13 protein-coding genes are annotated in these 12,000 nt (G+C 29.4%); 5 read left to right on the plus strand and 8 right to left on the minus strand.

Annotated elements, in window-relative coordinates; translation table 11 throughout:
* Positions 1-30: 30 nt before the first annotated feature.
* From dapB to FIA58_RS06495, 3 genes are all read left to right on the plus strand, one after another.
* The gene (dapB, locus tag FIA58_RS06485; RefSeq protein WP_140961363.1) at positions 31-729 is read left to right on the plus strand and encodes a 4-hydroxy-tetrahydrodipicolinate reductase; all 699 of its coding nucleotides are present in this window, start codon (positions 31-33) and stop codon (positions 727-729) included.
* 81 nt (positions 730-810) lie between these two features.
* The gene (gene lepB / locus FIA58_RS06490; protein ID WP_140961365.1) at positions 811-2,382 is read left to right on the plus strand and encodes a signal peptidase I; all 1,572 of its coding nucleotides are present in this window, start codon (positions 811-813) and stop codon (positions 2,380-2,382) included.
* A gap of 63 nt (positions 2,383-2,445) precedes the next feature.
* Positions 2,446-3,057 (plus strand): WbqC family protein, encoded by a 612-nt coding sequence (locus FIA58_RS06495; protein WP_140961367.1) that lies wholly within the window; start codon positions 2,446-2,448, stop codon positions 3,055-3,057.
* 8 nt (positions 3,058-3,065) lie between these two features.
* Here FIA58_RS06495 and FIA58_RS06500 read toward each other — a convergent pair whose 3' ends face one another.
* The 8 genes from FIA58_RS06500 to FIA58_RS06535 all read right to left on the minus strand — a co-directional run bounded on the left by FIA58_RS06500 (position 3,066) and on the right by FIA58_RS06535 (position 9,512).
* Complete coding sequence (locus FIA58_RS06500) at positions 3,066-4,109, minus strand: endonuclease/exonuclease/phosphatase family protein (RefSeq protein ID WP_140961369.1); 1,044 nt, start codon at positions 4,107-4,109, stop codon at positions 3,066-3,068.
* A 4-nt stretch (positions 4,110-4,113) separates the two neighbouring features.
* Positions 4,114-4,971: a rhomboid family intramembrane serine protease gene (locus FIA58_RS06505; RefSeq protein WP_140961371.1), complete on the minus strand. Its 858-nt coding sequence runs from the start codon at positions 4,969-4,971 to the stop codon at positions 4,114-4,116.
* A gap of 10 nt (positions 4,972-4,981) precedes the next feature.
* Complete coding sequence (locus FIA58_RS06510) at positions 4,982-5,734, minus strand: rhomboid family intramembrane serine protease (RefSeq protein ID WP_140961373.1); 753 nt, start codon at positions 5,732-5,734, stop codon at positions 4,982-4,984.
* Complete coding sequence (gene mutL / locus FIA58_RS06515; protein WP_140961375.1) at positions 5,731-7,593, minus strand: DNA mismatch repair endonuclease MutL; 1,863 nt, start codon at positions 7,591-7,593, stop codon at positions 5,731-5,733. Before mutL ends, FIA58_RS06510 begins: the two co-directional genes overlap by 4 nt.
* A gap of 3 nt (positions 7,594-7,596) precedes the next feature.
* Positions 7,597-7,881: a riboflavin synthase subunit beta gene (locus FIA58_RS06520; RefSeq protein ID WP_140961377.1), complete on the minus strand. Its 285-nt coding sequence runs from the start codon at positions 7,879-7,881 to the stop codon at positions 7,597-7,599.
* A 17-nt stretch (positions 7,882-7,898) separates the two neighbouring features.
* Positions 7,899-8,129, minus strand: a complete 231-nt coding sequence (locus FIA58_RS06525; protein WP_140961379.1) for a hypothetical protein — start codon at positions 8,127-8,129, stop codon at positions 7,899-7,901.
* 104 nt (positions 8,130-8,233) lie between these two features.
* Positions 8,234-8,725 (minus strand): 6,7-dimethyl-8-ribityllumazine synthase, encoded by a 492-nt coding sequence (gene ribH / locus FIA58_RS06530; protein WP_140961381.1) that lies wholly within the window; start codon positions 8,723-8,725, stop codon positions 8,234-8,236.
* A gap of 4 nt (positions 8,726-8,729) precedes the next feature.
* Positions 8,730-9,512, minus strand: coding sequence for a tetratricopeptide repeat protein (locus tag FIA58_RS06535; RefSeq protein WP_140961383.1), 783 nt, complete (start codon positions 9,510-9,512; stop codon positions 8,730-8,732).
* A gap of 285 nt (positions 9,513-9,797) precedes the next feature.
* Between FIA58_RS06535 and recF the strand changes: the two genes are divergently transcribed.
* Both recF and murB read left to right on the plus strand, forming a co-directional pair.
* A complete protein-coding gene (recF, locus tag FIA58_RS06540; RefSeq protein WP_140961385.1) occupies positions 9,798-10,883 on the plus strand; it encodes a DNA replication/repair protein RecF in 1,086 nt (361 codons plus the stop codon).
* A 41-nt stretch (positions 10,884-10,924) separates the two neighbouring features.
* Positions 10,925-11,932, plus strand: coding sequence for a UDP-N-acetylmuramate dehydrogenase (gene murB / locus FIA58_RS06545; protein WP_140961387.1), 1,008 nt, complete (start codon positions 10,925-10,927; stop codon positions 11,930-11,932).
* Positions 11,933-12,000 lie beyond the last annotated feature (68 nt).

Below are 12,000 nucleotides of genomic sequence, written 5' to 3' on the forward strand. Positions count from 1 at the left end.
ACAATACCAAATAAAAACGTCAAATACTTCATGAAAATTGCACTTTTAGGATACGGAAAAATGGGGAAAGTTATTGAAAAAGTAGCTTTAGAAAGAAATCATGAGATTGTATTAAAAAAAGGAAGAAATGACAATTATGATGGTCTAGAAAATGCTGATATTGCTATCGATTTTAGCATTCCAACTAGTGCAGTTGCCAATATTTCCGCTTGTTTTGAAAGAAATATACCAGTTATTTCTGGAACAACAGGTTGGTTAGAGGACTATGACAAAATGGTAGCTCTTTGTGGAGAAAAAAACGGAAGCTTTATTTATGGCTCTAATTTTAGTTTGGGTGTGAATGTTTTTTTTGAACTGAATGACTATTTAGCAAAAATGATGGCTAATTTGAAACAATACAACGTTTCTATGGAAGAAATTCATCATACTCAAAAATTAGATGCTCCTAGTGGAACAGCGATTTCATTGGCAAACGGAATAATAAAAAATACCAATTATGCAAAATGGACTTTAGAAAAAGCAAGTGCTTCAGAAATTCATATTGAAGCAAAACGTATAGAAAATATTCCAGGAACGCATAGTGTTTATTATGATAGTGAAGTAGATCAAATTGAAATAAAACACACCGCTCATACCAGAGAAGGATTTGCACTTGGATCTGTTGTTGCAGCTGAATGGTTATTTGGAAAAAAAGGCGTTTTCACTATGAAAGATGTACTTGGAATTTAGAAGTTAAAAATATAGTAATTGTCTATGAGTTTAAAGAACAAAACTTTTAAACAATTTTAAACAATTAAACAAAATTAAAATATGTCAGTACAAGGTTGGTTATTATTTATCTTACTAGTACAAGTTATCCACGGATTAGGAACTTGGAAATTATATGTTAAAGCAGGAAGACAAGCATGGGAAGCTTTTGTTCCAATTTACAATAGTATTGTTTTAATGAAAATCATCAACAGATCTACTTGGTGGACACTGTTGCTTTTTATACCAGTAATTAATTTATTTATGTTTCCAATCATTTGGATTGAAACATTAAGAACATTTGGTAAAAAAACCACTTTAGATATGGTTTTAGGAGTGGTTACAATCGGTTTTTACATCATGTATGTCAATTATACTCAAGAAGTAACTTACTTTGCTGATCGTGACTTAAAAGCTCCTACAAAAGCAATGGATACTCTAGGCTCTTTAGCATTTGCTATTATTGTAGCCACTTTTGTACACACTTATTTTATTCAACCTTATGTTATTCCTACTTCATCTTTAGAAAAATCGTTGTTAATTGGTGATTTCTTATTTGTAAGTAAGTTTAATTATGGAGCAAGAACGCCTATGACTCCTATTGCAGCTCCAATGGTTCATGATTCTCTTCCTTTAATAGGAACTTTATCTTACTTAAAAAAACCACAACTACCTTATTTTAGGTTTCCAAAATTAGAAAAGATTAAAAACAATGACATAGTAGTTTTTAACTGGCCTAGAGATACTTTAGACAATATGTATCATCCTTCTAATAGAAGAATTGATAAACCTATCGATAAAAAAACCAATTATGTTAAGCGTTGTGTGGGAATTGCTGGAGATTCATTAGAAATTAAAGGTGGAATTGTATTTATTAATGGTAAAGAATTAATCTTACCAGAACGTGCCAAACCTCAATATTCGTATAATGTAGCTTTTGATAGAAATCAAATAAACATCGATTATATTGTTTCTGAATTAAGTATTACTGACGGTTATGGTTTAGTCGCACAAGACACTTTAATCTTTAGCGCATTAACTTTTGATTCTGCAGAAAGATTGAAAAACTTTCCCGGTATTTTAAATGTAAAAAGAAATATAAGAAAAGGTGCTGAAGATGGTACTTTTCCAGATTTCAAGGATGGAAAAGCATCACCTAATAGAGATTGGAATGGAGATAACTTTGGTCCTATTTATATTCCTGAAGCAGGAAAAACAGTTGCTTTAACCAAAGAATCTCTTCCTTTATATAAAATTATTATAACTGAATATGAAGGGAATACACTTGAAGTTAATGGAGATGAAATAAAAATTAATGGTCAAGTAACAAAAACCTATACTTTCAAGCAAAATTACTATTGGATGATGGGAGACAATCGTCACAATTCTCTTGATGCACGTTATTTTGGATACACTCCTGAAGATCACATAGTAGGAAAACCAGTATTTATCTGGATGAGTTGGAATTCTAACGGAAAAGGAATAAATAAAATTCGTTGGGAAAGACTTTTTACCACAGTTTCAGGTGATGGTCAACCAAAATCGTATTTTAAATATTTTTTAGTCTTATTAGCACTTTACTTTGTTGGTGAGCACTTTTATAAAAAGAAAAAGAAAGAAAAAGAAAGTTTATAAAAAACTCAAGGTGTTTCATTGACTACAGTGAAACACTTTCTGTTTGAACATAATCCTATTCAAATGAATATTTTATTACACCCAACCTATTTCCCTTCTATAAGTCATTACACAGCAATGCTTCAGGCAGATTCTATTACTTTTGAAATGGAAGATAATTTTCAGAAGCAAACAAATCGTAATCGCATGTATATTTACAGTCCTAATGGCGTTCAAATGCTAAATATTCCCATAAAACATAGTAAAGAAAAGCATCAGAAATACAAAGATGTTAAAATTGAAAATGCCTTTGGCTGGCAAAAAAATCATTTTAAGTCTTTAGAAGCCGCTTACAGAACTTCTCCTTTTTTTGAATATTTTGAAGACGACATACTTCCTGTTTTTGAGAAAAATCATACTTTCATAATGGATTTAAATTTTGAAATAATCGAAATTATAAATAACTGTTTAGGCATTTCTTTACCTTTTTCAAAAACAGAAGAATACTTTCATGAAGTAACTAATTATATAGATTTTAGACCTTTAGCTAACGGAAAAAAAGACACTTTTAGCAACGATTCTTACACACAAGTTTTCAATGAAAAAGAAGGTTTCATTCCTAATTTAAGTATTTTAGATTTATTATTTAATGAAGGAAGACATGCGAAGGACTATTTATTACAACAAAAATTATAAGATTAATTCTATTTTTGTGTTTTATCTATCATTTTCAAACGAGTAATCACTGGAAAATGATCGCTTAATTTTACTTGATTATCTGTTATAAATTCTTTTACCAAAAAAGATTTTTCCACAAATACATAATCAATGCGAGCTGGATAATATTTAAAATTATACGATTTCCCAAAACCAGAGCCTGCTTCTTGAAAAGCATCTTTCATCTCACCTTTTATATTTCGATACACATAAGAAAATGCACTATTATTCATATCTCCACATATAATTTTAGCATAGGAACAACTATCATAATGTGTTTTTATAAGTTCTGACTGTTGCTGTTGCTGTTTAAAAGCTTCGCTAATTCTTTTAAAAATAAACTTAGACTTACTTTCATTTAATTTTTCATGAATATCTGTGCTAATCTTAATCGATTGTAAATGCATACTATATACTCGTATAGTATCATTTTTTTTTAAAATATCTGCAAAAATGATATTATTACTAGAATTTGGAAAAGTAATTTTACCTGTATTAATTATTTCAAATTTTGAAAAAATAGCTTGCCCGTATTTATTTTTATTTCCTTCTAATTGAACGTTTTTATAGGGATAATTTCTTAATCTTACATCTTCATCAGGTGTATATTCTTGTAGACATAAAATATCTGGGTTGTAATCTTGAATTACATCAGAAATATCACTTGGCACTTTTTTATTAGGCAACCATTCATATTTATTAAACAAACGAACATTATAGCTCATCACAATAAAATCATCTGGTTCTAGTTCTAAAGTAGTTTCATTAAAACGATATAATTTACTTATAAAGGTAATCCCTAATAACAAAACTATACCTGAGAGCAACATTTTTCTTTTTAGTTGTAATGCCCAAACAATAAAAAAAGCAGCATTCAATAATAGAAACAAAGGCAATAACAAAGTGAGTACACTTAAAAAAGGAAATAATTTTGGAGCAAGAAAAGGCAAAATATAAGCGAGAAAAGTTAACAAAGCTAAAACTTTATTACAAAAAAAGACTATCCTACTTATTAATGATTCTCTTTCCAATTATTTATTTATTACCTGCTTTAAATAGAAATTCCTTTTCCTCTTTACTTAAACTGTCGTAACCCGATTTACTAATTTTATCCAAAATATCATCAATTTTTTTCTGATTTATATCTTTAGAAGCATTGGTAAAGGTAGTGTTCTGATTTTTATTCTTGTGTACTTTTTTAAAAGGAGTTTTCTTACTTGGCAAAATAATTCCTTCTACTATATCTTGTAATTTTGAAATTCCTTTAGATAAATCAGTACCATTATTTAGTAATTTAACATATAAAAAACCAAAAAAAGCACCTCCTAAATGAGCTAAATGTCCACCTCCATTATTCATTGGCAATTGAATTAAATCCAATAAGACAATAACAAAAGCTACTTGCCATAACTTTACAGTTCCTATTAGCGGAATACGCAATAACATGTAAGGAGCATAAGTTGCTGTTGCAATTAGGATAGCCATAATTGCTCCACTAGCACCCACTAAAACGGAATGTATTCCTAGCAAATAATATGAGGCTATAAACACTATTCCTGCAAAAATACCTCCTAAAACGTATACCCCAAACAACTGTCTTCCTGTAAAATAAGTCAAGAATAATCTTCCTGAAAAATGCAATACTAACATATTGAACAGCAAGTGCAAAAAGCTAGCATGCAGAAACATATAGCTAATTAATGTCCATGGTTTAGTGATGAGTTGATCACTAAAAGAGTACAAACCCAACCATTCTGGATAAGAAAAATTTCTTGTACCAAAAGAGAAGAAAAAAATAATCGACAAAACAAAAACACCTATGTTCCAAAAGATTAACCTTTGAACAATGCCTCCCATTTTATATTGTAATTTTAAGTCTTCTAAAATATTCATAAGTCAAAAATTATCTATCCCAACGATGTTTATCAAACTGATTTTTCTTCCAATACCAAACAATGATCAAGCCTATTATAGCACCACCTAAGTGGGCAAAATGACCAAAGTTACTATTACTAAACCCTAAATAACCACCAATTATACCGTAAAAAACATCAAACCCTAAAATCCAAGCAGGAACAAAGTATTTTGCCTTTATTGGAACAGGTATAAACATCAATGCTAATTCTGCATTAGGATACAAATAGGTAAAAGCTATCAATAAACCGTAAATTGCTCCAGAAGCACCAACCATTGGTGTTAAAAATGCAGAAAGCATTCTATCTAATGAACCTGGAGATAAAAACTGACTCCAATTAGAATCGTATTTACTTTCATTTAATATTTCAAAAACATGAGCTTTGTCAACTCCGTTATCGATTAATAAATTCAAACCATGATGAAAAGAGAAATAATCAACAGCTGTACTTAACAAGAAAGCTCCAATACCACATGAAAAATAGAAAAACAAGAACTTCTTTCCTCCCCAAAGTTGTTCTAAAGCACTTCCAAAAGAAACTAAGGCAAACATATTAAAGAAAATATGACCAATACCTCCATGCATAAACATATGAGTTATAGGTTGCCAAAATCGAAACTTATCGCTTTCAAAATAATGCAAAGCTAATAAATCAAAAGAAGTAGGAACTAAATAGCTTCCTACAAAAAATATTATGTTAATGATTAGCAGATGCTTAACCATTTCTGTCATTCTCATCATAAGGTAAATTTTTTATCTAAATCTTCTACACTCAAAGTAATAAAAGTAGGTTTATTAAAAGGTGAAACATTTGGATCTTTGCAAGCAAACAAACCATTCACCAAGTTTTCTTGTTCTAATTCTGTTAAATAAGTTCCTGTTTTTACCGCAAGACTTTTAGCCATAGTTTTAGCAATTCCATCATTTAAAGAAAAAGTACTTTCTGGCATATCATTTTGTAAACCATTAATTAGTTCTTCCAGTAAAATGCTTACTTCACTTTCTTGAATTGAAACAGGAATTCCAGTAATGTGAATATTATCTTCCTGTATTCCATCAAAAATAAAACCAGTATTCTCTAAAGAAGGTAATAATTCTTGTATAAAAGAAATTTCTTCTCTTGAAAAATGTAGCTCTAAAGGGAAAAGCAATTGCTGACTAGATGCTTTTTTAACCGTTATGCTAGTAAGGTATTGTTCATATAAAATACGTTGATGCGCTTTATTTTGATCCACTACTAACATTCCAGATTTAATAGAACTTACAATATATTTCTTATGAATTTGATAGGTTCTTGAAGGTGTTATTTCAGTTTCTTTACTTTCAAAAAAAGATCCCGTTACTTCCTCGCTTTCAAAAGCTATACTTTCTACTTCTTTTGTATCTTGACGTAAATCAACATACAAACTTTCCCAAGAATTAGATGTATCCCTTTTTGCATAATTTCCGCTAGAAGCATAAGAATTAGAATTAGTTCTTATTGGCTTCTCCTCAGCAAAAGGATTAAAATTAGCATCCACTTGGATTAAAGGAGCATCAGTACCTTTATTTTTATATTCATATGGAGTATCCAAATTAGGATCTCGTTCGAAATCTAAAACAGGTGCTACATTGAACTGTCCTAAACTATGTTTTACAGAGGAACGTAAAATCGCATATAAAGCCTGCTCGTCGTCAAATTTTATCTCAGTTTTTGTAGGATGAATATTGATATCAATAGTATGAGGAGGCACTTTTAAATATAGAAAATAACTTGGTTGATTGCCTTCTTTAAGTAAACCGTCATAAGCATTCATAATGGCATGATGTAAATAACCACTTTTTATGAACCTATCATTCACAAAAAAGAATTGTTCACTTCTACTCTTTTTAGCATATTCTGGTTTACCTACAAAACCACTAATAGTAACTATTTCAGTATCCTCAGACACAGGAACTAATTTCTCATTGGTTTTACCTCCTAGCATATTTACAATACGTTGCCTGTAATTTGAAGAGGGTAAATTATAGTTTTCGCTTCCGTTATGAATTAAAGTAAAATAAATTGAAGGGTGAGCTAACGCTACACGTTGAAATTCATCCATTATATGCTTCATTTCAACAGTTTCCGATTTTAAGAAATTACGTCTAGCAGGAATGTTAAAAAATAAATTTTTAACTAAGAAAGAAGTTCCTTTTGGCAAAACCGCAACCTCTTGAGAAACAAATTTACTGCCTTCTATAATAATATGGTGACCTAATTCTTCTTGATCTTGTTTAGTTTTTAATTCTACATGTGCAATTGCAGCTATAGATGCTAATGCCTCTCCACGAAAACCTTTTGTATGCAAATCAAATAAATCCTCAGCATGACGAATTTTTGAAGTAGCATGACGTTCAAAACACAAACGAGCATCTGTAACTGTCATTCCAACTCCATTATCAATAACTTGAATTAATGTTTTACCTGCATCTTTTACAATTAACTTTATATCTGTTGCTTTTGCATCAATAGCATTTTCTAGTAGCTCTTTTACTACAGAAGCAGGTCGTTGAACAACCTCACCAGCTGCAATTTGATTAGCAACATGATCGGGTAATAACTGAATTATACTAGACATTTATTATTTTTTGAAGATCGACAAATCGAATCCTATGATAAGCAAGAAAACAAGTACCAAAACACATATTATAATCAAAATACGTCTATTAGCCTCTCTATTTTGATTATGCTTCAAATCTCTTAAAGCATTTGTGAATTTAGCTTTCAACCCTCTGTCTGAACCAACTGTCACCCGATATTCGTCAAATTTATGCTTAAACTCATAAGGATTACCTTCACCCTTATCATCGAAATATCTAGGCTGATAGCTAAATTTTTTATTTTTCTTCTTGCTCAAAAAACCCATTTTGCTTTTACTTTTAATTATTTAATGTAGGAATCTAATACATACATACCAATCAATAATAATACCAAGAATAGTATTAATGTAACTATTGGCAAAGCAGTTTTTACTTTTCTATTTTTTTTATGCACCTCTTTCCATTCAGAAATAAAATCATTTTTGGAAGAAAAATCTCCATTGGAATTGTCTTGATTCTCTTTTGAAAATCGAGGTTTGTAATTGAAGTTTCTATTTTTTGACTTATATAACAATTTTAAATGTTTTATAGAATCAAAAATACTTAAAATTAGATAGAATTAGAAATACAAAATGATAAATTTTGTTAATTGTAAAATATAAAAGCTAAAAAGAATATTTATTTAGCTTTTTTATTTAAATCTACCATTTTAATAGCAGCTATTGCTGTCTCTGTTCCTTTGTTACCATGTTTTCCTCCACTTCTATCAATGGATTGCTGCATAGTATTATCTGTTAACAAACAAAAAATAGTTGGAACATCATATTTAACATTTAAATCTTTTATGCCTTGCGTTACTCCATCACACACAAATTCAAAATGCATGGTTTCACCTTTTACTACACACCCAATAGCAATGACACAATCTACATTTTGAGTTTGAATCATTTTTTTAGATCCAAAAATCAATTCAAAACTACCTGGAACATCCCATCTAACAATATTTTCTGACAAAGCTCCACAATCTAGTAAAGTTGCTTTTGCACCTTCAAATAAACCATTAGTAATTGTATCATTCCATTCTGAAACAACAATCCCAAATCGAAAATCTTTCGCATTTGGGATTGTGTTTTTATCGTATTGAGATAAATTTTTATTTTCAGTAGCCATAAGCTTATTCTGTCATTGCGATTAAAGCATCAATATTTATTGCTTCTCTAGAAGTTTCGTACTTTTCTTTAATTGTAGTAAACATAGCATGTGCTTCAGCCTTTTTATTGTTTAAGTAAGCTAATTGAGCTGCTTTCATTAAAAACTTAGGAGTTGTAAAATCATCCTCTTCAACCTCAGCTGCTTTTTTGTATGAATTTATTGCTTCTTCTACTTTATTTAATTCTGAATAAGCATCACCTAATGCTCCTAAAGCAATAGCTTTGGTAGTTGCATCTTTTGCATCATATTTTAAAAGATACTTCTCTGCATTTTTAAAATCTTTAATATGTAAGTATGACATACCTGCATAATAATTAGCAATGTTACCAGCTTTTGAACCAGAATATTCATCTGCCAAATTAATCAATCCTAATTTCCCTTCACCACCTTTAAGTGCTAAATTGAATAATGAATCTGGATTTTGTGTATTAGTCAATGCATCATTAAAATATACCTGTGCTTGGTAAATATCATTTAACGCTTGATCTTGTTTTGGCTCAGCCACAAACTTATTAAACAATAAATATCCAATAGTTGCTAATGCAATAACACCAACTACTCCTAAAATCAATTTTTGGTTTTTAGCCACCCATTCTTCTGTTCTAGATGCTGTTTGGTCAAGTGTATTAAATACTTCTTCCGTAGTACTTTCACCTGATTCTAACACTTCATCAAATTCATTTTCGTTATCTAAAACTTCTTTTGGTTTTGGTGTTTTATAACCTCTTTTGTTATATGTTGCCATTTATTAATACATTTATTAGAGGTGCAAAAATATAATTTTTATTCAAACACACACAAAAAATATTTTAAAATAATCATTATTTATACAATAAAGACTATAGAACAACAATTCTATAGCTAATAATTTGCATTTTACACCTTCTGTAGTCTCAATTTAAAAATCATAATTCATAAGAAAACAGTCACTTTACTGTGTTTTCATTTTTATTTTCTTTTAAAAACAGTTCGTAAATCCTTTATTTACTATTACTTTTGTCCTCTCTACATTTTTAAAGAAATAACGATAGTGTTTTTAAAACATCTCACCTTATTAAATTACAAGAATATTACTTCTAAATCTTTAGATTTTGACAGTAAGATAAACTGTTTTGTTGGCAAAAATGGCATTGGCAAAACCAATATATTAGATGCCATCTACCATTTAGCTTATGGAAAAAGTTATTTCAATCCACTAGCATCACAAAACATAAAACATGATGAGGATTTTTTTTTATTAGATGCTATTTTTATTAAAAAAGAAAAGGAAGAAAAAATATCATGTAGTGTAAAAAGAGGCCAAAAAAAAATAATTAAAAGAAACAACAAAATTTATGATAAAGTATCAGAACACATTGGTTTTATTCCTTTAGTAATCATTTCTCCATCAGATACCGATTTAATTATTGAAGGAAGTGAAACTAGACGTAAATTTATTGATAGCGTTATTTCTACATTAGACCACAAATACTTGAACGAATTAATTCAATATCAAAAATTAATTGCTCAAAGAAATGCATTACTTAAATATTTTGCTCTAAATCAAGCTTTCGACTTAGATAATCTTTCTGTTTATGACGAACAATTAGAGCCGTTAGGAAAAAGTATATTTGAAAAAAGAAAAAAATTTCTCCAACAATTCACCCCTATTTTTCAAAAATATCATGCTATCATTACCAATGAAAGCGAATCTGTACAATTGGTTTACCAAAGTCAACTTTCTAATTCGACAATGAATGTACTTTTTAAACAAAATCTTTCAAAAGATAGAGCATTACAATATACAAGTAGTGGTATTCACAAAGATGATTTGTCTTTTGAAATAGAAGGATACCCAATTAAAAAATTTGGTTCACAAGGTCAACAAAAATCTTTTTTAATTGCTTTAAAACTAGCCCAATTTGAATTTATAAAACAACAAAGTGGCGAATTACCTTTATTATTGTTTGATGATATTTTTGACAAACTAGACGAAACTAGAGTAGAAAAAATTGTTTCAATGGTTAATGACGCTGTTTTTGGACAAATTTTTATTTCAGACACTCACGCAGAACGAACCGAAGATATTATAAAAAGTACCCATCAATCCTATACCATTTACAATCTTAATTCTTAGCAAATAATTATTATTTTTACCTTATTAAATTAAATTTAAGTATGATTTTTGAAACGGATTTTTCTTTAAAGAAATATAATACTTTTGGTATTGATGCCAAAGCAAAACAATTTAAAGCTATTCACTCCAAAGAAGAATTAGCTAATTTATTAAAAAATCATGATGATATCTTTATTTTAGGTGGTGGAAGTAATATGCTATTAACTAAAGATATTGAAAAACTAGTTGTACATATAGATATTAAAGGTATTGAAGTAATCGATACCAATGAAGATTTTGTTTGGATAAGAGCTAATGCTGGTGAAAATTGGCATCATTTTGTTTTATACTGTATTGAAAATGGATATGGAGGCATTGAAAACTTATCCTTGATTCCTGGAAATGTAGGAACTACTCCTATTCAAAACATAGGTGCTTATGGAGTAGAAATTAAAGACACTTTCTTTAGTTGTGAAGCGATGGAAATTGCTACTCAAAAACTAGTTACTTTTAACAAAGAAAACTGTGCTTTTGGATACAGAGAGAGTGTTTTTAAAAACGAATTAAAAAACCAATACATTATTACCTCTGTAACTTTTAAACTAACAAAAAGAAATCATCTTCTAAATACATCTTACGGTGCTATAGAAACGGAATTAGTCAGTAAAAACATTAGTTTACCAACTCTAAAAGACATAAGCAACGCAGTAATCAATATAAGAAAGAGCAAACTTCCAGATCCAAAAGAGCTAGGAAATAGTGGTAGTTTTTTCAAAAACCCAATAATACCTTTAACTGTTTACCAAAAAGCTACCATTGATTATCCTAAAATGCCTCATTATAAGGTTTCAGAAACTAAAGTAAAAGTGCCTGCTGGATGGCTTATTGAACAAGCAGGTTTTAAAGGAAAACGTTTTGGTGATGCTGGAATTCATAAAGACCAAGCTCTTGTTTTGGTCAATTACGGAAATGCTACAGGAGAAGAAATTTTAGCTATTTCTAGAGACATACAAAAAACTATTTTTAACAAATTCGGTATATCTATTGAAACAGAGGTTAATATTATTTAAAAATCAAAATCCTTTTCAAAATCTAAAATTAACATACAACTCAAAATTGTTTTTTGTATCTTTGTACT

The organism is Flavobacterium jejuense, assembly GCF_006491595.2.
Lineage (GTDB): Bacteria > Bacteroidota > Bacteroidia > Flavobacteriales > Flavobacteriaceae > Flavobacterium > Flavobacterium jejuense.